21 protein-coding genes are annotated in these 23918 nt (G+C 66.8%); 17 read left to right on the top strand and 4 right to left on the bottom strand.

The annotated features are described in order from the left end of the window. Window positions 1-5: 5 nt before the first annotated feature. The 15 genes from carA (at window position 6) to RUU78_RS18225 (ending at window position 16386) form a co-directional block, all read left to right on the top strand. Window positions 6-1145, top strand: a complete 1140-nt coding sequence (gene carA, locus RUU78_RS18155) for a glutamine-hydrolyzing carbamoyl-phosphate synthase small subunit (RefSeq protein WP_313918885.1) — start codon at window positions 6-8, stop codon at window positions 1143-1145. Window positions 1146-1155: 10 nt separating this feature from the next. Continuing rightward, the gene (locus RUU78_RS18160; RefSeq protein ID WP_313918886.1) at window positions 1156-1506 is read left to right on the top strand and encodes a hypothetical protein; all 351 of its coding nucleotides are present in this window, start codon (window positions 1156-1158) and stop codon (window positions 1504-1506) included. After that, window positions 1490-4717, top strand: a complete 3228-nt coding sequence (gene carB / locus RUU78_RS18165) for a carbamoyl-phosphate synthase large subunit (protein WP_313918888.1) — start codon at window positions 1490-1492, stop codon at window positions 4715-4717. Before RUU78_RS18160 ends, carB begins: the two co-directional genes overlap by 17 nt. Further along, the gene (gene greA / locus RUU78_RS18170) at window positions 4714-5190 is read left to right on the top strand and encodes a transcription elongation factor GreA (protein ID WP_313918889.1); all 477 of its coding nucleotides are present in this window, start codon (window positions 4714-4716) and stop codon (window positions 5188-5190) included. Before carB ends, greA begins: the two co-directional genes overlap by 4 nt. A gap of 295 nt (window positions 5191-5485) precedes the next feature. Then, window positions 5486-6430, top strand: a complete 945-nt coding sequence (locus RUU78_RS18175) for a phosphoglycerate mutase (protein ID WP_313918890.1) — start codon at window positions 5486-5488, stop codon at window positions 6428-6430. A gap of 10 nt (window positions 6431-6440) precedes the next feature. Next, window positions 6441-8171, top strand: a complete 1731-nt coding sequence (gene recJ, locus RUU78_RS18180; protein WP_313918949.1) for a single-stranded-DNA-specific exonuclease RecJ — start codon at window positions 6441-6443, stop codon at window positions 8169-8171. A 69-nt stretch (window positions 8172-8240) separates the two neighbouring features. Further along, a protein-coding gene (prfB, locus tag RUU78_RS18185) for a peptide chain release factor 2 (protein WP_313918891.1) occupies window positions 8241-9366 on the top strand; the annotation gives its coding sequence in 2 pieces (ribosomal slippage) (window positions 8241-8315 and window positions 8317-9366; 1125 coding nt in all). Between the two features lie 25 nt (window positions 9367-9391). Further along, on the top strand, window positions 9392-10459 hold the full coding sequence (locus RUU78_RS18190; RefSeq protein ID WP_313918892.1) for an ankyrin repeat domain-containing protein: 1068 nt from the start codon (window positions 9392-9394) through the stop codon (window positions 10457-10459). A gap of 55 nt (window positions 10460-10514) precedes the next feature. Further along, a complete protein-coding gene (locus RUU78_RS18195) occupies window positions 10515-11135 on the top strand; it encodes an ankyrin repeat domain-containing protein (protein ID WP_313918893.1) in 621 nt (206 codons plus the stop codon). A 73-nt stretch (window positions 11136-11208) separates the two neighbouring features. Then, window positions 11209-12744: a lysine--tRNA ligase gene (gene lysS, locus RUU78_RS18200; protein ID WP_313918895.1), complete on the top strand. Its 1536-nt coding sequence runs from the start codon at window positions 11209-11211 to the stop codon at window positions 12742-12744. A gap of 209 nt (window positions 12745-12953) precedes the next feature. Then, a complete protein-coding gene (locus tag RUU78_RS18205; RefSeq protein ID WP_313918896.1) occupies window positions 12954-13898 on the top strand; it encodes an O-antigen ligase family protein in 945 nt (314 codons plus the stop codon). After that, on the top strand, window positions 13895-14800 hold the full coding sequence (locus RUU78_RS18210; RefSeq protein WP_313918897.1) for a hypothetical protein: 906 nt from the start codon (window positions 13895-13897) through the stop codon (window positions 14798-14800). The genes RUU78_RS18205 and RUU78_RS18210 overlap by 4 nt, the downstream gene beginning before the upstream one ends. 149 nt (window positions 14801-14949) lie before the next feature. Continuing rightward, window positions 14950-15249, top strand: coding sequence for a YciI family protein (locus RUU78_RS18215; protein WP_313918899.1), 300 nt, complete (start codon window positions 14950-14952; stop codon window positions 15247-15249). Continuing rightward, window positions 15246-15512, top strand: a complete 267-nt coding sequence (locus RUU78_RS18220; protein WP_313918901.1) for a BolA family protein — start codon at window positions 15246-15248, stop codon at window positions 15510-15512. Before RUU78_RS18215 ends, RUU78_RS18220 begins: the two co-directional genes overlap by 4 nt. Before the next feature lie 10 nt (window positions 15513-15522). Then, window positions 15523-16386: a peptidyl-prolyl cis-trans isomerase gene (locus tag RUU78_RS18225; RefSeq protein ID WP_313918902.1), complete on the top strand. Its 864-nt coding sequence runs from the start codon at window positions 15523-15525 to the stop codon at window positions 16384-16386. Window positions 16387-16491: 105 nt separating this feature from the next. On the opposite strand, the gene RUU78_RS18230 is transcribed toward RUU78_RS18225, so the two are convergent. Continuing rightward, window positions 16492-17622 carry an aminotransferase class I/II-fold pyridoxal phosphate-dependent enzyme gene (locus tag RUU78_RS18230; RefSeq protein ID WP_313918903.1) on the bottom strand — a complete coding sequence of 377 codons (1131 nt, stop codon included), beginning with the start codon at window positions 17620-17622 and terminating at the stop codon, window positions 16492-16494. A gap of 172 nt (window positions 17623-17794) precedes the next feature. On the opposite strand from RUU78_RS18230, the gene RUU78_RS18235 reads away from it, so the two are divergent. Continuing rightward, a complete protein-coding gene (locus RUU78_RS18235) occupies window positions 17795-18586 on the top strand; it encodes an SDR family oxidoreductase (protein ID WP_313918904.1) in 792 nt (263 codons plus the stop codon). A gap of 372 nt (window positions 18587-18958) precedes the next feature. Here RUU78_RS18235 and RUU78_RS18240 read toward each other — a convergent pair whose 3' ends face one another. Further along, window positions 18959-20755 carry a phosphatidylinositol-specific phospholipase C domain-containing protein gene (locus RUU78_RS18240; RefSeq protein WP_313918905.1) on the bottom strand — a complete coding sequence of 599 codons (1797 nt, stop codon included), beginning with the start codon at window positions 20753-20755 and terminating at the stop codon, window positions 18959-18961. 361 nt (window positions 20756-21116) lie between these two features. On the opposite strand from RUU78_RS18240, the gene RUU78_RS18245 reads away from it, so the two are divergent. After that, the gene (locus tag RUU78_RS18245; protein WP_313918950.1) at window positions 21117-21335 is read left to right on the top strand and encodes a YbaN family protein; all 219 of its coding nucleotides are present in this window, start codon (window positions 21117-21119) and stop codon (window positions 21333-21335) included. Here RUU78_RS18245 and RUU78_RS18250 read toward each other — a convergent pair. Together RUU78_RS18250 and sbcB are read right to left on the bottom strand one after the other, a co-directional pair. After that, the gene (locus RUU78_RS18250) at window positions 21318-22001 is read right to left on the bottom strand and encodes a DUF2461 domain-containing protein (protein WP_313918906.1); all 684 of its coding nucleotides are present in this window, start codon (window positions 21999-22001) and stop codon (window positions 21318-21320) included. The genes RUU78_RS18245 and RUU78_RS18250 overlap by 18 nt on opposite strands. 24 nt (window positions 22002-22025) lie before the next feature. Next, complete coding sequence (sbcB, locus tag RUU78_RS18255; RefSeq protein ID WP_313918908.1) at window positions 22026-23465, bottom strand: exodeoxyribonuclease I; 1440 nt, start codon at window positions 23463-23465, stop codon at window positions 22026-22028. Between the last annotated feature and the right edge of the window lie 453 nt (window positions 23466-23918).

Genomic DNA, 23918 nt, shown 5'->3' on the forward strand with positions numbered 1-23918 from the left:
ACCGCATGACATTGCCAGCACTCCTTGCCCTAGCCGACGGCAGCCTGTTCCACGGCACCGGCATCGGCGTCGAGGGCACGACGACCGGCGAGGTGGTGTTCAACACCGCGCTCACGGGCTACCAGGAAATCCTGACCGATCCCTCGTATTCGCGGCAGATCGTCACGCTGACCTATCCGCACATCGGCAATACCGGCTGCAATCCCGTCGACGTCGAGTCCGCCGGCGTCGCCGCCGCCGGCCTGGTGATCCGCGACCTGCCGCTGCTCGCGAGCAACTGGCGTTCCACCGAAACCCTGCAGGACTATCTGCGGCGCAACGGCATCGTCGCGATCAGCGACATCGACACGCGCCGCCTGACCCGCATCCTGCGCGACACGGGCGCGCAGAACGGCGCCATCGTCACTGGCGCGAACATCGACGCCGACGCCGCACTCGCCGCGGCCCGCGCGTTCCCGGGCCTCAAGGGCATGGATCTCGCCAAGGTCGTCAGCACCACGACGAGCTATGCCTGGAACGAAGGCAGCTACGACCTCGACACCACGCAGTTCACGCGTACGCCGGCCCGCTTCCGCGTCGTCGCCTACGATTTCGGCATCAAGTACAACATCCTGCGCATGCTCGCCGACCGCGGCTGCGACATCACCGTGGTGCCGGCGCAGACCAGCGCGCTCGAGGCGTTCGCGCTCAAGCCCGACGGCGTGTTCCTGTCCAACGGCCCGGGTGATCCGGAGCCCTGCGGCTACGCGATCGCGGCGATCCGCGATTTCATCGCCGCGCGCCTGCCGGTATTCGGCATCTGTCTCGGCCACCAACTGCTGGGCCTGGCCACCGGCGCACGCACGCTGAAGATGAAGTTCGGTCATCACGGCGCCAACCATCCGGTCATCGACATCGCGACCGGACGCGTGATGATCTCGAGCCAGAACCACGGCTTCGCCGTCGACGAGGCCACGCTGCCGGCCAATGTGCAGGCCACGCACCGGTCGCTGTTCGACGGCTCGCTGCAGGGCATCGCGCTGACGGATGCGCCGGCCTACAGCTTCCAGGGACATCCCGAAGCCAGCCCCGGACCGCAGGACGTCGCCGGCCTGTTCGACCCGTTCATCCAGATGATGCAGTCGCGCCAGCGCGCGGCGGCCTGAGTTGCGCGGCATGACCTCCGTTTTCTCGGTGCGCCGCTGCGCGGCGCTGGCGCTGCTCGGCTGCGCCAGCCTGTTCGCGGCCGGTGGCGGCGTCGCGGCGCAGGGCCGCGTGCGCATCATCGACATCATTTCCTACGAGCAGCTCGGCGCACACGTCGGCAAAGAAGTCGTCGTGCGCACCAAGCTCGGCTCGCGCCGTACCGGCACGCTGGTGCGCTATACGCGCACGGCGCTGCGCCTGAGGCTCGGCGCGCGCGACGGCGGCGTCGAGCTCGACATTCCTTCCAGTTCGGTGCGCGATATCGAAGTCGCCACCGAGACCGACACGACACCCGGAGTCGACAGTGCCCAAAAGAACTGATCTCAAGACCATCCTGATCATCGGCGCCGGCCCCATCGTCATCGGCCAGGCCTGCGAGTTCGACTATTCCGGCGCGCAGGCGTGCAAGGCGCTCAAGCAGGAAGGCTTCCGCGTCGTGCTCGTGAACTCGAATCCGGCGACGATCATGACCGACCCGGAAACGGCTGACGCGGTCTACATCGAGCCGATCAACGCCGACACCGTCGAGCGCATCATCGCCAAGGAAAAGCCCGACGCGCTGCTGCCGACCATGGGCGGACAGACCGCGCTGAACTGTGCGCTGGACCTGGCCGACCGCGGCATTCTGGAAAAGTACAATGTGGAACTGATTGGCGCCTCGCGCGAAGCCATCCGCATGGCTGAAGACCGCGAGCTGTTCCGCCACGCGATGAAAGACATCGGCCTGGACTGCCCGCGCGCGGAAATCGCACGCACGCTGGAACAGGCGCTGGAAGGGCAGGCCAAGGTCGGTTTCCCGACCATCATCCGTCCGTCGTTCACGCTCGGCGGTTCCGGCGGCGGCATCGCCTACAACCGCGAGGAATTCGTCGAGATCGTCAGCCGCGGCCTCGAACTGTCGCCGGTCGGCGAAGTGCTGGTCGAGGAATCGGTGCTGGGCTGGAAGGAATTCGAGATGGAAGTGGTCCGCGACACCGCGGACAACTGCATCATCGTCTGCTCGATCGAGAACCTCGATCCGATGGGCGTGCACACCGGCGACTCGATCACGGTCGCGCCGGCGCAGACCCTGACCGACAAGGAATACCAGCGCCTGCGCGACGCGTCGATCGCGGTGCTGCGCAAGATCGGCGTCGACACCGGCGGTTCCAATGTGCAGTTCGGTGTCAATTCCGAAGACGGCCGCGTCGTCGTCATCGAGATGAATCCGCGCGTGTCGCGTTCCTCTGCGCTCGCGTCCAAGGCGACGGGCTTCCCGATCGCCAAGGTCGCCGCCAAGCTCGCTGTCGGCTATACGCTCGACGAACTGCGCAACGAGATCACCGGCGGCCTGACCCCGGCCTCGTTCGAACCGTCGATCGACTACGTGGTCACCAAGATCCCGCGTTTCGCGTTCGAGAAATTCCCCGCCGCCGACGCGCGCCTGACCACGCAGATGAAGTCGGTCGGCGAAGTCATGGCGATCGGCCGCAGCTTCCAGGAGTCGCTGCAGAAGGCGCTGCGTGGCCTGGAGACCGGCAAGGACGGACTGACCCCGATCCGCGTCGACCTGGACAGCGACGAGAGCGTCGCGCGTCTGAAGCGCGAGCTGAAGGAGCCCGGCCCCGAGCGCGTGTTCTACGTCGCCGACGGTTTCCGCGCCGGCCTCTCCCTCGAAGAGATCTATGTGCTCACGCGCATCGACCGCTGGTTCCTCGCCCAGATCGAGGACCTGATCCGCACCGAGGCCGACGTGAAATCACGCGGTCTCGCGGCGATCGACGCGGCCCGCATGCGCCAGCTCAAGCGCAAGGGCTTTTCCGATTCGCGCCTGGCCACGCTGGTCGGCACCGACGAGAACGCCGTGCGCCACCTGCGCCGTGCGTTCAACGTGCGCCCGGTCTACAAGCGCGTCGATTCCTGCGCGGCGGAGTTCGCGACATCGACGGCGTACCTGTATTCGACCTACGAGGAAGAATGCGAGGCGCAGCCGAGCACGCGCGACAAGATCATGGTGCTCGGCGGCGGTCCCAACCGCATCGGCCAGGGTATCGAGTTCGACTATTGCTGCGTGCATGCCGCGCTCGCGCTGCGCGAGGATGGTTACGAAACCATCATGGTCAACTGCAATCCGGAAACCGTCTCGACCGACTACGACACGTCCGACCGCCTGTATTTCGAGCCGCTGACGCTCGAGGACGTGCTCGAGATCATCGACAAGGAAAAGCCCAAGGGCGTGATCGTGCAGTACGGCGGGCAGACGCCGCTGAAGCTCGCGCGCGCGCTCGAGGCCAACGGCGCGCCGGTCATCGGCACCTCGCCGGACTCGATCGACCTGGCCGAGGACCGCGAGCGCTTCCAGCAGATGGTGCAGAAGCTCGGCCTGGCGCAGCCGCCGAACCGCACCGCGCGCACCGCCGACCAGGCGATGGCGCTCGCGCGCGAGATCGGCTATCCGATGGTCGTGCGTCCGAGCTATGTGCTCGGCGGCCGCGCGATGGAAGTCGTGCATTCCGACGCCGATCTCAAGCGATACATCACCGAAGCCGTGCGCGTGTCCGACGATTCGCCGGTGCTGCTCGACCGCTTCCTCGACAACGCGGTCGAAGTCGACGTCGATATCGTGGCCGACAGCGACGGCAACGTGCTGATCGGCGGCATCATGGAACACATCGAGGAAGCCGGCGTGCACTCGGGCGACTCGTCGTGCTCGCTGCCACCGTATTCGCTGTCGCCGGAAATCCAGGACCAGATGCGCGACCAGGTGCGCGCGATGGCGCGTGAGCTGAAGGTCATCGGCCTGATGAACACGCAGTTCGCGATCCAGGACGACAAGGTGTTCATCCTCGAAGTGAACCCGCGCGCCTCGCGCACGGTGCCGTTCGTGTCCAAGGCCACCGGCGTGGCGCTGGCCAAGATCGCGGCGCGCTGCATGGTCGGGCAGAGCCTGATTTCGCAGAACGCGACGCGCGAAGTGATCCCGGAGTACTACTCCGTGAAGGAAGCGATCTTCCCGTTTCTGAAGTTCCAGAACGTCGATCCCATCCTCGGTCCGGAAATGCGCTCCACCGGCGAAGTCATGGGTGTGGGCCGCAGCTTCGGCGCGGCGTTCGCGCGCGCGCATGAAGCCGCCAACATCAGCGCGCCGCCCAAGGGCAAGGTGTTCGTGTCGGTACGCGATCCGGACAAGCCGCGCCTGCTGCCGGTCGCGCAGGACCTGCTGCGTCGCGGCTATTCGCTGGTCGCCACGAGCGGCACGAGCGACTGGCTCAAGGCGCAGGGCGTGGACTGCGGGCGCGTCAACAAGGTCATCGAAGGCCGTCCCCACGTCGTCGACCTGATCAAGAACGGCGAGATCGTCTTCATCGTCAACACCACCGAAGGCAAGCAGGCCATCGCCGATTCGTTCTCGATCCGGCGCGAAGCCCTGCAGCAGCGCATCACCTATTCGACTACCATTGCCGGCGCCCGCGCGCTGCTGCATTCGCTGGATTATCGCGGAGACGGCAGCGTCAACAGCCTGCAAGAGCTGCATAAGGAATTGAAAGCATGAAGCGTCCGCCCTTGACCCTCAAAGGCGCCGAGCGTCTGCGTGACGAGCTGGAAAAGCTCAAGACCGTGGACCGCCCGCGCATCATCGAAGCGATCGCCGAAGCGCGCGCCCACGGCGATCTCAAGGAGAACGCCGAGTACCACGCGGCGCGCGAACAGCAGGGCTTCGTCGAAGGCCGCATCCAGGAAATGGAAGCGACCCTGAGCTATGCCGAAGTCATCGATGTGTCGAAGCTTCAGGCCGGCACGCGCATCGTGTTCGGTGCCATCGTCGACCTCGAGGACGAGGAGTCCGGCGACAAGGTCACCTACCAGATCGTCGGCGACATCGAAGCCGACATCAAACAGCGCCTGATCGCGGTCAGCTCACCGATCGCGCGCGCGCTGATCGGCAAGAGCCAGGGCGATTCGTTCGAGTTCCAGGCACCCAACGGCGTGAAGCGCTACGAGGTCATGGCGGTTCGGTACGATTGACGCGAGAACTGCAACACCATCCCCAACCCAGCTCTCCGGCCCGTGGGGCGCGAAGAACGATGAAAGCCTTCGGCTCTGAACCATCGTCCTTCACCCCCTTGAAGGGGAGAGGGCACATCGAATCGGCGAAAATCGTGAGTAAAGCGAGCCGTCATTCCAGGTGTCGCGATGACAAGCCCTCCCCTTCAAGGGGAGGGTTGGGTGGGGATGGTGGTCTTCCATACCGAAAGAGCGGCGGGAAAATCGGTAGGAACATCCGACTCGAGTCCGCTCATGCGACTATCGGGACAGTTGCATGAGTACGCTCACCCTGTTGCTGCCTCCGCGCCGCGTGCTGGCTGCCGATGCACAGCTCGCCGCCGGCCCGATCGCACGCTGGCTCTCCCGCGGCGACACCGCACCATCTGCCACCGCCGGACGCGACATCGCCATTCGTGAACTTTTCCAGTTTGCCGGAAAAACCATTCCCGTCGCTGCATTGACACGCCAAGCCGATTGCGGCGACGCAGGCGACAACGTCTGGCTGCGCGCCGACCCGGCGCACGTGCGCGCCGACATGGCCACCGCACGGATGCTCGCCTGCGGCGAACTCGGTCTCAGCGCCGAGGACTGCCAGGAACTGCTGCGTCCGCTGAAGCCGCTGTTCGGCGACAGCGGCTTTCCGATCGATGCGCCGGTTCCGTCGCGCTGGTATCTGCGCGCACCGGCCGGCGCGCAGCTGCCGGTGTTCGTGCCGCCGGACCAGGCCCTCGGCGACGATCTGCGCCTGCACCTGCCCGACGGCAACGAGGGCAAGCGCTGGCGCAGCCTGCTCAACGAGGCGCAGATCGTGCTGCACAACCATCCGCTGAACCAGCAACGCGCCGCGCGCGGCCAGTTGCCGGTCAACAGCCTGTGGTTCTGGGGCGCCGGCAGCCTGCCGCAGTGGATCAAGACGCCGCTCGCCCGCGTGCTCACGCGCGATGCGGTGCTGGCCGCACTCGCGCGGCAGGCCGGATGCGCCGTGGTGGCGCCGCAGCCCGATGCGCTGGCCGGCTTCGACGGCCACACGCTGGTCGATCTCGACGATGCGGCCTCGCTGGCGGCACTCGCGGCGCAGTGGCTGCCGGCGCTGGAACGCGCGCTGGCCGGCGGCAAGCTGTCCGAGCTGCGCCTGCAGCTGGCCAGCGGCGAACGCGCTATCTATCGGCATGGCCATCGCTGGCGCTTCTGGCGTAGCGCGCGACCGCTGCGTGCCTGAGCCCTCCGTGATGCGAAGCTGGCGCATCGAGCGCCGCCCGCCGAGCGCGCCGCCGGGCGACTGGTCGGCCGCGATCCATCCGGTGCTGCAGCGCATCTTCGCTGCGCGCGGCATCACCTGCGCGCAGGACGTCGAGCACCGGCTCGCCCGCCTGCTGTCGCCGCAGCAGCTGGGCGGCATGGAGCGCGCCTGCGAGCTGCTGGAACATGCGCTGCGCGAACAGCGCCGCATCGTCATCGTCGGCGACTTCGATGCCGACGGCGCGACCGGCACGGCCGTCGCCGTGCGCGGCCTGCGCCTGCTCGGCGCGCTGCATGTCGACTACCGCGTGCCGAACCGCTTCACGCACGGATACGGACTCAGCCCTGCGCTGGTCGAAGAATTGCTGCCACAGCGACCGGACCTCATCGTCACGGTCGACAACGGCGTTGCCGCGCATGCGGGTGTGGATGCGGCCAACGCGCACGGCATCGCCGTCATCGTGACCGACCACCATCTGCCCGGCGATTCGCTGCCGGCGGCCGCGGCGCTGGTCAATCCGAATCACGACGGCGACGCGTTCCCGAGCAAGGCGCTGGCCGGCGTCGGCGTCATGTTCTACGTGTTGCTCGCGCTGCGCGCGCGCCTGCGCGACCACGGCTGGTTCGTGCAGCGTGCCGAACCCGACCTGTCGACGCTGCTCGATCTGGTCGCACTCGGCACCGTCGCCGACCTCGTGCCGCTGGACTACAACAACCGCGTACTGGTGGAGGCCGGCCTGCGCCGCATCCGCGCGCGCCAGGCCTGCGCCGGCATGCTTGCGCTGATCGAGGCGAGCAAGCGCACGCCGGAAACGCTGTGCGCGAGCGACCTGGGTTTCGCGCTCGGTCCGCGCATCAACGCCGCCGGGCGCATGGACGACATGCGCCTGGGCATCGAGTGCCTGCTCTGCGATGAGCCCGGGCGTGCGCGCGAACTGGCCGAGCGCCTGTCCGCGATCAACACCGAGCGGCGCGAGTTGCAGGCGCAGATGGTGGAGCAGGGCGAGGCCACGGTCGCGCAGTACCTCGCGCGCTACGGCGCGGCAACGTTGCCGGTCGGCGTCGTGCTGTTCGAGCCCGACTGGCATGTCGGTGTGATCGGCCTGGTCGCCTCCAAACTCAAGGAGCGCCTGCATCGTCCCGTGATCGCCTGCGCACCGGCCGACGAGGGCGGCGAGGAGATCAAGGCCTCCGGACGTTCCATCGCCGGCTTCCACCTGCGCGATGCGCTGGCCGAGGTCGATGCGAGGAACCCGGGCCTGCTCACGCGCTTCGGCGGCCATGCGATGGCCGCGGGACTGAGTCTTTCCGCCGGCCGGCTGGCCGAGTTTGCCGCCGAGTTCGACGCGGTCGCGCGGCGGCGCCTGGATGCAAGCCTGCTCGAACCGGTGCTGCATACCGATGGCTGCCTCGCCGCGCATGACTACGATCTGGAACTCGCGCGCCAGCTGCGCTTCGCCGGCCCCTGGGGCCAGGCGTTTCCCGAGCCGCTGTTCGACGACGAATTCCGCCTCGTCAACTGGAAGCTCATGGGCCAGACCCACCTGCGCCTGACCTTGCAACACGCGGACCGGCGCGATCCGCTGGAAGCCGTGATGTTCGGCGGCTATACCGGATCGCCACCGCCGCCGAGGCTGCGCGCGGCGTTCCAGCTCAGCATCGACGAATGGAACGGACGCGAGCGACTGCGCCTGCTGGTCAGGCATATCGAAGCGTTATAGGCGCTCGCATTCACGACCCCCGGCGCGCCTGCTATCCTGCGCCTCTTTTGTCCATAGCCGGCCGCAGCCATGATCGAAACCAATCCGATCTCCGCGCGCATCGACGACCTCAAGGGTCGGGTGCTGTCGCTTAGGGGGTATCTTTGACTACGAAATCAAGTCCGAGCGCCTCGAAGAAGTAAGTCGCGAACTGGAAAGTCCGACCATCTGGGAAAACCCGCAACGGGCCCAGGACCTGGGCAAGGAACGCGCCCAGCTCGAAAAGATCGTGCACGGCATCAAGAGCCTCATCGAGGGCTTCGACGGCGCCGCCGAACTGCTGGAAATGGCCATTGCCGAAGCCGACGAGGGCACGGCGATCGCGGTGTCCGAGGATGTCGAGCGCCTCGCCGAGAAGGTCGACAAGCTCGAATTCCAGCGCATGTTCTCCGGCAAGATGGATGCGTCCAACGCGTTCGTCGACGTGCAGGCCGGCGCCGGCGGCACCGAGGCGCAGGACTGGGCCGAGATGCTGCTGCGCATGTACCTGCGCTGGTGCGAAAACAAAGGCTGGAAGACGGAACTCATGGAAGTCTCGGCCGGCGACGTCGCCGGCATCAAGAGCGCCTCGTTCCGCGTCGAAGGCGACTACGCCTACGGCTGGCTCAAGACCGAGATCGGCGTGCACCGCCTCGTGCGCAAGTCGCCGTTCGATTCCGACAACCGCCGCCATACCTCGTTCTCGTCGATCTTCGTCGCGCCCGAAGTGGACGACGACATCGATATCGAGATCAATCCGGCCGACCTGCGCACCGACGTCTATCGTTCGTCCGGCGCCGGCGGCCAGCACGTCAACAAGACCGAATCGGCCGTGCGCATCACGCACGTACCCACCAACGTGGTCGTGGCCTGCCAGACCGAACGCTCGCAGCATGCCAACCGCGACCGCGCGATGAAGATGCTCAAGGCCAAGCTCTACGAGCTGGAGGTCCAGAAGCGCAACGCCGAGAAAGATGCGCTCGAAGCAACCAAGGCCGACATCGGCTGGGGCAGCCAGATCCGCTCGTACGTGCTCGACCAGTCGCGCATCAAGGACCTGCGTACCGGCGTGGAACGCACCGACACGCAGAAGGTGCTCGACGGCGATCTGGACGAATACATCGAGGCCAGCCTCAAGCTCGGCCTGGAAGCCGGTTCGAAGCGTATCGATGCCTGATGTGGACATTGGGGAGAAAGCAACGATGAGACAAATCCTGCTGGCGACGGCGCTGTCGTGCCTGAGCCTGGCCGCAGCGGCGAAACGCGCGCCGTCGGCGTCGGACGTGGTCGCGCAGATCGAAGCGCGCGTGGAGCAGGGCAGCGTCGACCCGGCACGCGATCTCGCGCCGCTGCTCGACGGCCTGCGCGCGGCCAAGGACGACTCGGCCAAGGCGACCTACATCGACGCGATCGAGGAACTCGGCGACGCGCGCGGCAGCAGTCCGGCCGCGGTCAAGGCCTGGCTCGTCGCCCATGCGCCGCCCGTGCTGCTCGACGTGGCGCGCGGCAATGCCAGCTGGAGCGTGCGAGGCGATGCGCTGATGACGCTGCGCAGCCTGGATGCCTCGGACGCGGCCTTCGACGAGGCGATCGCGCTGGCCAAGGCCGCGCAGGGCGACGGCGCAGGCTTCATCCAGAGCCGTGGCGAACTGCTGCAGGACTGGAAGGACAACCGCGGCAACCACGGCGCGAAGCCCGGCATCGCCAAGCCCGTGGACGCGGCGAAGGAGCAGCGCGCGCTGGAATTCCTGCGCGCGCGCAATATCGGTGCCTCGGGCGACGCGATGAACCGGGCGCTGATCGACGCCGAGGTCGAGGTCGTGCAGGCGTTGATCGACGCCGGTGTCGACGCGACCACGGCGGGTCCGGCCGGCATGACGCCGCTGGCCTCGGCGACCATGGTCTCGTGCGCGCAGAAGAATCCGCTGGAACGCCAGCTCGCGGTCATCGACCTGCTGCTCGCGCATGGTGCGGACGTCAAGCATACGGATGCCCAGGGCAATACCGTGCTCATGGGCGCCGTGCAGTCCTGCCCGCTGCCGATCATCGAGAAGCTCGTCAGCGCCGGCGCAGCGCCCGATCCGGTCAACGCGCAGCAGTTCACCCCGCTCAAGATGGCCTTCGTCAGCGGCCACTGGGACATCGCCGAATACCTCGTCGGCAAGGGTGCGCGGATCACCGCGAAGGAGGCCGGGCAGTTGTTCTTCGAGAAACCGACCGACCCGCGCCAGGCGGCGATCCTTGCCAAGGCGATCAAGCCGGCGAAATAGAGCGTCCGCCGCGTCGCCGCAACGGAATGCGTTTCCACAGTCGGAGAAATTTCAGATGCGTATCGAAAAAATCCTCATGGCCGCGATCCTCGGCGGCGCGAGCCTGCTTGCCGCGGCGGCGGACTCCACGGTGCGCATGACGCGCGAACAGGCCGAGCAGCTGATGGAGGAGGACGGCACGTCGGTGATGCAGGAAAACCTGCCGGTCAATCTGTTCAACGCCAAGGCCGACATCGTCGAGGCGATGATCGTGCTGGGCGTCGATCCGAACGGCAAGCTCGAGCAGACGCCGCAGACCACGCTGGAATTCGCGCTGTCCGCCTGCAGCGATACGCGCCTGGCCGAAGCGGACATCCAGCGCACCCTCGCGGTGCTGCTGCGCGAAGGTGCGCGGCCGAACGATACCGGCATGATGGGTACGCTGATCCTCGCTGCGCAGCAATGCACACCGGGCATCGTCAAACAGCTCATTGCCGGCGGCGCGAAACTCGACCAGCGCACGCCGCAGGGCTATACGCCGCTGTCGATGGCGCTGATCGTGGGCAAGCTGGAAAACGCCGAGGCACTGATCGACGCCGGTGCACGGCTGTCGGCCGAAGGCGCCGCCAAGCTTACGGAAATGGGCGCTGGCAACGACCGCATGCTCGCGCTGGTCAAGCGCGCGAGCGCCAAGTAGACCGGCGTCAGGGAAGTGCGTGCCAGGTAAGTGGGCGATGCGCCCGGAATTCTGATTCGATGGGAAGACTGCGATGAACGACGAGACCAGGGATACGGGCGAGACGCCGGCGCCGGTGGACGAGAACAAGCTGATCGCCGAGCGCCGCGAGAAACTCAAGGCCCTGCGTGCTGCCGGTATCGCGTTCCCGAACGATTTCGCGCCGGATGCCTTCGCCGGCGACCTGCAGGCGGAATTCGCCGACAAGGAACAGTGGACGTCCGAAGCGCTGGAGTCGCTCGGCCGCCGCGTGCGCGTCGCCGGTCGCCTGCTCGCCAAGCGCCAGATGGGCAAGGCGAGCTTCGCGCAGATCCAGGACATGTCGGCGCGCCTGCAGCTGTTCCTGCAGCAGGCCGCGCTGGGCGAAGAGACCTATGCCGCGTTCAAGGGCTGGGACGTCGGCGACATCGTCGGCGCCGAAGGCGTGCTCACGCGCACGCGCACCGGCGAGCTTTCGGTAAAAGTGGATAAGTTTCGCCTGCTGACCAAGTCGCTGCGTCCGCTGCCGGACAAGTGGCACGGGCTCGCCGACGTCGAGCAGCGCTATCGCCAGCGCTACGTCGATCTCGTCGTCACCGAGGAAGCGCGCCGCGTGTTCAAGCTGCGCTCGGCCGTGATCGGGCATATCCGCCAGTGGCTGGAGGCGCCGGCGCGCCGCTTCATGGAAGTGGAGACGCCGATGATGCACATCATCCCGGGCGGCGCCACGGCAAGGCCTTTCGTCACGCACCACAACGCGCTGGATCTGCAGCTGTACCTGCGCGTGGCGCCCGAGCTGTATCTCAAGCGCCTCGTCGTCGGCGGCTTCGAACGCGTCTACGAGATCAACCGCAACTTCCGCAACGAGGGTGTGTCGACGCGGCACAACCCGGAATTCACGATGCTCGAGCTGTACCAGGCTTACGCGACCTACAACGAGATCATGGATCTCACCGAGGCGATGATCCGCGACACCGCGCAGGCCACGCTCGGCACGACGGCGCTGACCTGGGAAGGCCGCAGCATCGACGTCGGCCCCGCGTTCAGGCGCTGGCCGATGGAACAGGCCGTGCGCGAGCACAATCCCGAGATCGGCGCGCACGAATTGCGCGACCGCGACGCGCTGGCCGCGCATTGCGCGCGCAAGGGCATCCACGTCAAGCCGTCCTATGGCTGGGGCAAGCTGCTGCTCGAACTGTTCGAGGCCACCGTCGAAGGCACGCTCGTGCAGCCGACCTTCATCACCCAGTATCCGACCGAAGTCTCGCCGCTCGCGCGCGAAAACGACAGCGATCCGGGCATCACCGACCGCTTCGAGCTGTTCGTCGGCGGCAAGGAACTTGCGAACGGCTTTTCCGAGCTCAACGATCCGGAAGACCAGGCCGCGCGCTTCCACGCGCAGGTCGCGGCCAAGGACTCGGGTGACGACGAGGCCATGCACTTCGACCACGACTACATCCGCGCGCTGGAATACGGCCTGCCGCCGACCGGCGGACTCGGCGTGGGCATCGACCGCCTGGTGATGCTGCTGGCCGACGCGGCTTCGATCCGCGACGTGCTGCTGTTCCCGTACATGCGGCCCGAGGCCTGAGCGCTGCGACGGCGCGGCGGGGAGGCGAAGCCGCGACGGTCGCCGGCCTGGTCGGCTTTCTCGCGCTGCAGGGCGCCGACGCGAGCCTCGGACTGGCCTGGGCCTGCCTGATCATCGCCGCCGCCGCGGCGCTATGGCGCGACGCGATCGACCTGACCCGGGCGCCCGATGCGCTGGAATGGGCACTGCTCGCGCTGCTGCTCGTCGCCGTGCTGGCGTCGCTGCGGGGCCTGGACCCGCGACGTTCGCTCACCCTCAGCGTGCCCTTGCTCGCAGCCGTGCCGCTGTGGTTCCTGCTCGTGCGCAGCGATGCCGGTTCGGCGCTGCTGCGCTGGGTCGCACCGGCCCTGGGCGCGGCGGCGCTGGTGCAACTGGCTCTTGTGCTGATGGCGGCCTGGCGTGAACCCGGCGCCGATGCCTCGGCCTGGATGCGGCTCAGCGGCGCATCGTGGCTGGTCGTGCCCAACGATCTGGCCTGGATCGCCTGTCTGCTGCCATTCCTTCGCATCAGCGCGGGGCGCTGGCTGGAGTGGGGTGCGGCGATCGCACTCGTGTCGCTGGCGCTGTGGCTGCACGCGCTGACCCTGCTCGGCGCCACGCTGTTCGCCGTGCTGGTCCATGCGCTGCTGCGTCGCGGCCTGCGTCTGTTTGCGCTGCGCTGGCTGGTGCCGGCGGCAGTCGTGCTGCTGGGCGCACTGCTGATCGCCGCGCTTGCGTCGCCGTCGATGCTCGCGCGGCTGCAATTGTGGACGGCCGCGCTGCAGGTCTTCGCCGATCATCCGTTGGGGGTAGGCGCGCACAATTTCGTCCTTGCCTATCGGGACTCGTTGGCTGTGCCAGTCGAAACGCTGGTCGATCCGCGCGTTACGCCGTGGCCGCACAGCCTTCCGCTGGAAGTGCTGGCGGAGTTCGGCGCGCCGGGCCTGCTCGCGTTGATCGCCGTGGCCGCGACGTTGCGTCGTCGCGCCGCGTCGCTGTGCGGCACGCGGCAGCCATGGGCCTGCGCGAACGCGGCGGCACTGCTCGTGTTCGCGCTGCTGGCGATCACGGAGTCCAGTTTTTTGCGTTTGTGGGTATGGACCCTGGGGACATTGCTCATGGGCCTGCTCGAACGGCAATCCACCGTTTCTTTCACTGATCAGGGACATCGATGAAATCCACTGCAACCCACGGCGGCCTGCGCCGTCTTCTGTTCGCCGGCGGCCTGGCCCTCACGGGCGCCGCGGCGGTGCTGTCACCGGACTGGAGTTCGGTGCTCAAGGCACAGGGCTACTACAGCAACGTGGACCTTGGCATCGTGCTCGACGCTCCGGGCATCGTAGAGCCGGGTCAGGAGTTCGAGCTGGCCGTCCTCGTGCACAACCAGGGGCCGGGTATCGCGCATCGCGTGCGCACGGTCGCCGCCGCGCAGCAGCTGAGCTATGTCGGCGGTATTGGCTGCGATGGTCCGCGCTATCCGCAATGCGCACTGGCCGACAGCCTGGGGATCGGCGTGTTCGGCTATCAGTTGACCATGCGAGTGCCAGACTATGCACGCAACCACGTGCAGTTTTCCGCGAGCGTCGCTTCCGACGACATCGAGGCCCAGCCCGGCGACGAGATCGCGCTCATCAAGATACCCGTCTATGTGCCGCTGGACCTGCGCACCGACATCGCGTGCGCGCGCGTCGCTGATGCCGCGCGCGGCACGGTCCGCTGCAGCATCCGTTTCTCCAGTGTCGTTTCGCACGGCGCCCGCCTGCCCCTGCTGCGGGCCAGCGTCAATGCGGCGCAGTCGCCGCAGTGGTCCTGCGAAGCGACGCAGCCGACGCTGTGCGCGACGGCTGTTGCCTCCGGCAACAGCTACGAGGCGACGCCTACTGTGCTGCCGGGCGGAAGCAGCGTGACCTTCTTCGCCGACCTGCGCGTGAGCAGGGCGCTCCCGGTCGTAGCGCTGGATGCCGAGGCGCGCCTGAATCCGGCCATGGGCGAGACCGACATCGCGCCCGGCAACAATCGCAGCCATCTCGACTATGAGCCGTCGCTGTTCGCGCACGACTTCGAACCAGCCGGCTGAGCGCGCGCGGTCCGCGCTGGCGCTACACGGCAGAACCGGGGCAATCCGCTAGAATGCGGATTCCCTGCGTTCGCGTTCGCCTTGGCGCGTAGCGCCGGTTCCCGTTCAGCCTCGCCCGCGTCGCGGCGAATTGCAGAAGGACACGCACGATGTGGTACGTGATCGAAGGAACGGATGTGCCGGGCTCGCTGGCGCGCCGGTTGGATGCGAGGCCGGCGCATCTGGCGCGGCTGAACGCGCTCAAGGACACCGGCCGACTGCTGCTGGCCGGCCCGTTCCCGGCGATCGATGCAGCGGATCCCGGCGAAGCCGGCTTCAGCGGCAGCCTGATCGTCGCGGAGTTCGACGATCTCGCCGCGGCACAGGCCTGGGCCGATGCCGATCCGTATGTCGAGGCCGGTGTCTACGCGCACGTCCAGGTGCGCCCGTTCAAGAAGGTGTTGCCGTGAGCGAACGCGCCGAGCGTATCCGCACCGCGCTGCAACAGCTCGAGCCGGCCGAGCTGGACCTCATCGACGAAAGCCACAAGCACGCCGGTCACGAAGGCGCGCGCGATGGCCGCGGCCATTACCGCGTGCGCATCGTCAGCGCCCAGTTCGCCGGCCGCGCCGCGCTCGCTCGCCATCGCCTGATCTACGCGGCACTGGGCGATCTGATGCAAACCGATATCCACGCACTCGCGATCGACGCGCGGGCGCCGCTCGAATCTTGAGGAGTCTTTCATGCGTAAAACCATCCCCCTGCTGATGCTCGCGGCCCTGGCCGGCTGTTCCGGCGGCAACGGCGGCAAGCCGCCAGTGGTGCAGTTTTCGGCCGGCGAACCCGTGTTGCGCGTGAACGATCTGCCGGTGTCCTCGGCCCTGCTCGACGAAGTCGCGCGTGGCCGCGGCCTGGACCTCAACAATCCGGAACAGCGCCAGCGTGCGATCAAGGAACTGTCTGACTACGTGCTGCTCGCCGCGTTCGCCCGCAAGCAGGCGATGGAGAACGACGGCGCATTCGGCGCGACGGTCGAGGCGCAGCGCCTGCAGGGCGTGGCCAATGCGACCATGGAGTTCTACGCGCGCACGCATCCGATCACCGAGGAGGCGCTCAAGGCCGAATACGACGCGCAGGTCGCCAAGTCCGGCAGCGCGTCCTACGACTTCAGCCAGCTGCTGTTCGACAACGAGAACGAAGCGCTCAAGGCCAGCGAAGAAATGCTCGGCGGCAAGGACTGGGCGGCGATGTATGAACAGTGGAAGGACAAGGCCAAGCAGGCGCGCGATTTTACCGACGTTCGCCTCGTGCAACTGCCCGCGGCGGAACTCGTCGAGGCGCTCAAGGCGCTCAAGCCCGGCGAATCGACCCGCGTGCCGGTCAAGTCGCAGTACGGCTGGCACCTGATGCACCTGACGGCGACCAGGCCGGTGACGCCGCCGGCGTTCGACTCGATCCGCGTCGAACTGCAGAAGCGCATGATCGCGCGCCAGGGCGAACAGTGGATGCAGAAGATGCGCGGTGAAGCGGTGATTCTCGATCTCAAGGCGCCGAAGACCGACGCCGCCGCGCCGGCTGCTCCAGCCCCGGTCGCTCCGGAAAAATAGAAAAAGTAAAAAAGCGGGTCGCGTCGCGCGGCCCGCTCTCTTGTTGCCTGTCGCCGCCTCGCAGAGCGGCTCACGAAATCGCGCCGCGCAGAACGCCCGGTTCGTTCAGCGCGCCAGAAATTCCCGCCACGCCGCCAGACCTTCGGCCATGCCACTGCGGCCGCAGCCGACGCGGAAGCGATCCGTGGGCGCAGGCAGCAGCGCGGAGGCGAACACGCTCGACGGCAGCAGCAAAACGCTGGCTTCTTCCACGAGGCGTCCACAATGCGCCTCGACGCCGTCGGCACCGAGATAGCGCGCGAATCCCACGCAGCCGCCGTCCGGCGCGGTCCATTCGTAGTGCTGCGCATGCTCGGCAAAGAACGCAGTGAGCATTGACAGGTTGTCGCGGCACAGCGCGACGTTGCGCGCGAGGATGGATTCGCGCGCCTTGAGCGCGATCGTCGCGAGCACTTCAGACGGCGCGGAATTGCAGATCGACAGGTAGTGCTTGATCCGCTCCATGCGTGACAGCAGCGCGTGGTCGCGGCTGGCGATCCAGCCGATGCGCAGGCCGGGCAGGCCATAGGCCTTGGACATCACGTTGAGCGACAGCGCCTTGTCGTACAGGTCGGCCGCCTGCGGCAGGCGCAGCGCCGGATCGCGTTCGAGGCCGCGGTAGACCTCGTCGCTGAACAGGTAGATATCGCGTTCCCGGCACAGATCGACGATGCTGTGGAATATTTCACGACGCGCGATGACGCCGGTCGGGTTGTTCGGGAAATTCAGCGCGATCACGCGGGTGTTCGGCCTGAGCGCGGCGCGGATCTCGTCGAGGTCGGGCTGCCAGCCGTTCTCGGCGTGCAGCGCTATGCCGGTGACGGAACCCGCAAACTCGATCGCGAGTGTCTCCATCGACTGGTAGTTCGGCACACTGACGATGGCGTGATCGTCTTCTTCCAGCAGCGCGCGCATCGCGCAGTAGATGCCTTCTTCCGCGCCGGCGAAGGTAAGCACGTCGGCGGCGCTCAACCCGTCATACGTCGCCGCAATGGCCTCGCGCAGCGGTGGCGTGCCCCAGGTTTCGACGTAGCCGAGGCTCAGCGCGTCCCAGCGTTCGCGTTCGGCCTCGCCGGCCAGCGCAAGCAGCTCGCTCATGCGCAGCGTCTGCGCATCGCTGGCGCACAGGTGATGCCGCGCCGTGAATTCCCAGGCGGTGAAATAGGTTTCCAGACGGAATTCGGGCAGGGTGCTCATGGCGGCTCCGGGCAGGCGGATGCCGAGTGTAGCGTTGCCAGGACACTCCGGCCGCGCTGCGCGGCGGTGCATTGTTGTGCGCTGCTCATAAGACTCTTGCGCCGGCACGGGTTGTCGTGGCGCGCGCCGTCGCTATGCTGGCTGTCTCTCTCTCTTTGAATCGGAGCCTTTCATGGATCTGCAATTGAACGGCAAGACCGCACTCGTGACCGGCGCGACCGCCGGCATCGGTCTCGAGATCGCGCGCACGCTGGCGAAGGAAGGCGCCCACGTCGTCGTGAGTGGGCGCAACCAGGCCAAGCTCGACGAAGCGGTATCGTCGATCCGCGCGTCCGGCGGCTCGCAGGTGCGCGGCGTGCTCGCCGATGCGGCGACCGCCGAAGGCGCGCGCGCCCTCGTTGACGCCGTACCCGCCACCGACATTCTCGTCAACAACCTCGGCATCTACGAGAGCAAGGCGTTCACCGATATCGCCGACGAGGACTGGCGCCATCTGTTCGAGGTCAACGTCATGAGCGGCGTGCGTCTGTCGCGCGCGTATTTTCCCGGCATGCTCGCCCGCGACTGGGGCCGCGTCATCTTCGTGTCGAGCGAGTCGGCGCTGATGATTCCGCCCGACATGATCCACTACGGCATGACCAAGACCGCTCAGCTGTCGCTTTCGCGCGGCCTTGCCGGCCTCACGCGCGGTACCGGCGTCACGGTGAATTCTGTGCTGCCGGGTCCGACGCGTTCGGAAGGCATCATCGATTTCCTGCGCAGCGTGGCCAGCGATCCGGCTGCCGCGCCGCCCGAACTGGAAGCGGAGTTCTTCGCCAGGCATCGCGCCTCGTCGCTGCTGCAACGCCTGATCGAGCCGCAGGAAATCGCGAGCCTCGTCGCGTATCTGGCCAGCCCCCTGTCGTCGGCAACGAACGGCGCGGCGTTGAATGTGGAGGGTGGGTTGTACAACTCGATCAAGTGAGTTGAGCCAGTGTTTTCCGGTAAGCCCTCCCCGCAAAGGGGAGGGCTTCTAGGCTTCGCGCCAGGCTGGCTTTGTGGTCGACGCCCTTAGAGCGTGTAACAAAACGCGAAGTCAACCAACAATAAAGTGAAGAGCCTTCCGCTTCAAGGACAGGGCTTAGAGTGTCTATCAAAATGTCAGAATGCTTCTGAGTCATGAGCTTTAATCCGTCCTTCAAGGGGAAGGAGAAAAGCGAAGGCATCGGCTGTCAGGTCATTCTGTTAGAAGATCTAGGCAGACTAGCGCGGCAACGCCACACCGCGCGAGCCTGCGGCCGCCGCCGCAACCTGTCCCATCGTCAGGGCCGACACTGAGTTACCGGCCGGGCAGGCTTCAGGACGGCCAGCTGAAGGTCTGGTTATCCAGCCATGCGGTGATGTCGATGCCACGCTGGCTGGCATCGCTGTCCGGCGCGATATAGAAGCGGCGCAGCAGCACGATCTTGCCGCGGATCCCGTCGGAGAACTGCGGGATGGTATTGCCCAGATGCCATAGATCCGGGTTGCCCTGTACGTAGTCGACAAACACCTGCTCGAAGGTTTTCTTGTTGCCGGCGGCGTCATGCTCTTCCTTCACCGACATGATGATGCATTCGCGCGGGTGGGTAGTGAGGAAGTCCTGGCAGGCAGTCAGCACGTCGCTGAAGTTCAGGTGCAGGTATTCCGCGCCATGGTGCAGTTCAAACGTGTCGTTGAACTGGCGGCAGCGGATGTCGATGAAGCGGATGCCGGCTTCCAGCTGCTGCTTCAGGGTGAGGTTCTGGCATTTGCTGATGGGCGAGGCATTGTAGGTGCAGGAGTCGTGCGTGCCGGGAACGGTCAGCGCGGAAATCTTCGTCGCGTCGGCCAGGCTTCCCATCCAGTCCATCGGCGCCAGTGGCGAGGCCGCGTTGAAATTGAAGACGGTGTCGATGAGATCCGTATGCCCGCCGTCATCCGGGAAATCCATGACCAAGGTGCCCAGCCGCTGCTGCGGGTTTGCTGCCAGCGTGGCGAGATAACTGGCCACGCGGCCGTTAATCCGCCCGGCCACCGCATTGGGATAGGCACCGGTGGAGGCGCCGCTGGTGAAATTGAGATACCAGGTAGCGGAAGCGTCCGCGTGGGCTTCATCCAGCAGCGTCTTGATCGCGCCGAACTTGTGGTCGATGGAAGCATCCAGCACGGTGTCCACGACGAATTCGTCCTGGATGCGCAGATGCAGGCCCGGCGGTGCCGAAGGAATGGCGACGCCGACGCGATACAGGCTGTCGTCACCCGGCCCGCCCTGAAAATAGATATAGCCCTCGGATGCGACCAGGTTGCCGCAGTTGGGATCCAGCTGCACCGCCGGTGTGCTGCCGTTCCGGATCACCCGGTAGAGCCCCTTGTCGCCGGCTTGGAAGTAGACATAGCCGTCGCCGAACACCACCAGGTTGCCCGCATGCTCGTCCAGCGGCTGGGCCGAGCTGCTGCCGTCTTCCGGCACGCGGTAAAGGCCTTTGCTGCCGGCCTGGAAATACACGTAGCCGTCGCCGGGCACGACGAGATGACCGGCATTGGGATCCAGCGGCTTGGCGGCTGCGGAGCCATTGCAGGGGACGCGATAGAGGCCCTTGTCGCCGGCCTGGAAGTAGACGAAGCCATCACCCGGCACGACGAGCCGCTCGCAATTCGGATCCAGCTGCACGGCGTTGCTGCTGCCGTCGCAGGGCACGCGGTAGAGTCCCTTGCCGCCCGCCTGGAAGTAGACATTGCCGTTCCAGACGGCCAGGTTCTCTCCGCAGTTGGGGTCAAGCTGCACGGCCGGCGCACTGCCATCCTGGGGTACCCGGTACAGGCCCTTGCTGCCGGCCTGGAAATACACGTAGCCGTCGCCCGGCACGACAAGGTTGCCCGCATGATCGTCCAGCTGCCGGGCCGGCGCGCTGCCGTCGCAGGGCACGCGATAGAGCCCTTTGCTGCCCGCCTGGAAGTACACATAGCTGTCACCGGGCACGACCAGATAGCCCGCATGATCGTCCAGCGGCTGCGCCGGCGCGCTGCCGTCGCAGGGCACCCGGTAAAGCCCTTTGCTGCCTGCCTCAAAATAGACATTGCCGCCCCAGACAGCGAAGTGTTCGCCGCAGTTGGGGTCCAGTTGCTGAGCCATGATTCCTCCTGAGATGGACAGACCGAGGCCGATGTCGCGCACGCGGCGCGGCAGCCAGGCCCATGTTGATACGGATGGAGCCAGGCCCGGCCCGCGCCGGGCAGCGGGTCTGCTCGGGTTCTACAAGCGCACAATCAATGCAAGGCAACTCATGCGCTGTTCCTCAATTGCACAATATCGGCTGCGGCATGCCGGCTGGCCGCGGGCCACGCGGCGCGGGGACGGCCGTCTCGCGGCATTGCCGCGGCATCGACAGCGCTTCGGGCTATAGTTCGCCCCCGGCGCAGCGTTTTCGAGGTCGTTTCTGTCACAGGCGGATCGTCCCACGCTGGCTTCCCATCGTCTGGGGCATGCGCTCTGGCTGGCGCTGGCCGTCGTCGCGCTGGCGCTCGGTGTGGCCGGCTTCTTCCTGCCGGTGCTGCCCACGGTGCCGTTTGTCCTGCTCGCGGCGTTCGCCGCGGCGCGCGGCTCGGAACGGCTGCATGCCTGGATGCGCAATCACGCGAGCTTCGGCCCCATGCTGCGCGACTGGGAACGCGAAGGCGCGGTCAGCCTTCGCGCTTTAGAACTCCAGGTCTAGCGACGCGCACAGATAGTCGATCATCGGCGCGACCCGCTTGAAGGTGTCGACGAGATACGGCTTGAACTCGGCGGACGTGGCCAGTTTCTCGTCGAACGTGGCCGAGGCGACGAAATCCTTGCGCTTGATGTCGTCGATCAGCTCGTGCGTCGGATCGAAGCCGCGCGGCGGGCGTGTCAACGCGTCGCCGCCCTGTGTCAGGCGTTCGCGGAAGGCCTTTCCCTGGGTCGCCTTCTTCCAGGCGGCCGGGTTGTCGGCCAGAAAATCCCGGACCTTTTTCAACGCGTCGGGCTGCGGATGCCACAGCCCGCCGCCGGCAAAGCAGCCGCCAGGCTGGATGTGCAGATAGAATACCGGCGCCTCGATGCCCTTGCTGCGCTCGTGGAACAGGCGCGCGCCGGCCCAGGTCTTGTACGGCGTCTTGTCGTGGGCGAAGCGCGTGTCGCGATGCTGGCGGAACAGCGAGCCGCCCTGGCTGCGCGTGTCGGCGCGATAGTGCGGGCTGATCTTCGCCAGTGGCGCCTGCAGGTCGCCGAGCAGGGTCAGGAACGGCGTGCGCAGTTGTTCCTCGAAGCGCGCCTTGTTGGCGAGGAACCACTCGCGGCTGTTGTTGCGCGCGAGGTCGTTGAGGAATTTGAAGCTCGCGGGCGTGAAATACGTACTCATGGCGTCCTTGTGGAGAAGCGGTGCTCAGGCCAGCGCGCGGCGGCGTTCCAGGCCATAGGCCTGCAGCGCGTCGAACAGCGCGGCCTGTGCGGCGTGGGCGGGATCCTGGCGCAGCGTATCGATCAGCGCGAAGTAGTCGTCGAACGTCAGCGTGGTCAATTCGGTCTTTTGTTCGAGCCGCTGCCGGCAGAACGCCTGCCAGCGCGCGGTTTCGTCGGGGCTCAGGTGCTGCGGCCAGTTGCGTGCGCGATAGCGCCATAACAGTTCGGTCAGGCGCGCATCGCGGAAGGCGAACGCGCGCGCAGCGAGATCCTCGGGCGGCGTGGTGCGCACCTCGCGCAGCAGGCGCTTGTCGGCGTCGTTGAGAAAGCCGCTGTAGAGCGCGAGTTCGGCGTCGGGCGTCGCGTCTCCGTAGCCGCGTGCGAACACCTGCTGCAGTTTTTCCGCGAGACCGGGCTGGTCGCGCAGCCGTTCCAGATGTGCCATGCAGCGTTGCGTGTCCAGGCCGATGCGCGCGAGATCGACCCCGGCCAGCGCCGACAGCGGCGCCAGCGCCGGCGAACGGTTCGCATGCACGAGCTTGAGCGGGATGCGTTCGACGTCCTCCGGCAAGTCCGCGCGCGCGCTGAACACGCGGTCGGCGATGTCGCTGGCGTCGAGTTCGAGCAGCGGTGCCGGATCGGCGTCGAGGTCATAGACGATCACGGCGTTGGGCTGGGTCGCGTGGACCGCGAGCGGCACGACCAGGGCGAGGCAGCCGCGGCTGGCCGGGAAGCGCGACGACACGTGCAGCACCGGCGTCCGGTGCGCGACGTCGAGGAGTTCGAACGCGCGCTGCTTGCGGCGCAGGTCGAAATAGAACGCGAACAGGCGCGGCTGGCGCGCGCGCAGCAGGCGCGCCAGGCCGATCAGCGCGTGCACGTCCGACAGCGCGTCGTGCGCGCGCTCCTGCTTGAGGTGATTGGCGCGGGCGAGATCTTCCAGGCGGAAGCTCGGCGTGCCGTCCTCGCGCCGCGGCCATTCCACGCCCTGCGGACGCAGCGCGTAGGTCATGCGCACCAGGTCGATCAGGTCCCAGCGCGAGTTGCCGTTTTCCCATTCGCGCGCATACGGCTCGTAGAAATTCCGGTACAGCAGGTTGCGCGTGAACTCGTCGTCGAAGCGCAGCGAGTTGTAGCCGACCGTGCAGGTGCCGGCCATCGCCATTTCCTCGTGCACGCGCGCGGCGAACGCGGCCTCGTTGACGCCGTCACGCGCCAGCTGCTGTGGCGTGATGCCGGTAATCAGCGCGGCCTGCGGATGCGGCAGCACGTCGGGCGCCGAGGTGCAGAAGATCTCGATGGGTTCGCCGACAGGCTCCAGTTCGGCCGTCGTGCGCTGCGCCGCAAATTGGCAGGGACGGTCGCGGCGCGGATCCGCACCCGTGGTTTCGTAGTCGTGCCAGAGAAACGTCTGCTTGGCCATGGCCTGCCGCTGGAATCGTGTGCCGGCAGGATGATGCCGGATTCGCCGCCGTGGCGGCCAGCCCTGGAGCGCCGCAGGGGCTTGAGTCAGCACATTCAAAACGCGTATCAGCCGATCGGTAAATTTTTCCGGCCGTATTGGAGGTTTCCGAGAGGCAGTGTGCTTGTCCTTCGGTTCGCGTTCGGCGCTCCTCGCTTCGCTGACAGCGACTCCAGTCGTTTGAAACGTTCGCCGACAGGATCGGGCGCCACTGCATCGCAGCGCCGCCCGCTTCTGCCCAGCGATCAAGTTTCTGCTCGGATACGGCGAAGGATCGAACAACACGATCCGGCAAGCCAGCGCCGCGCCCGGACGGCGCGACGAAGGATTCGACTGCAGGCCCTCACATGCCTGCTGTCGGAGCGTTGGTTGCTGCAGTCTATCCACCCTGCATCACGAATCACACGCATCACG

It is taken from the genome of Tahibacter sp. (assembly GCF_032229445.1).
GTDB lineage: Bacteria > Pseudomonadota > Gammaproteobacteria > Xanthomonadales > Rhodanobacteraceae > Tahibacter.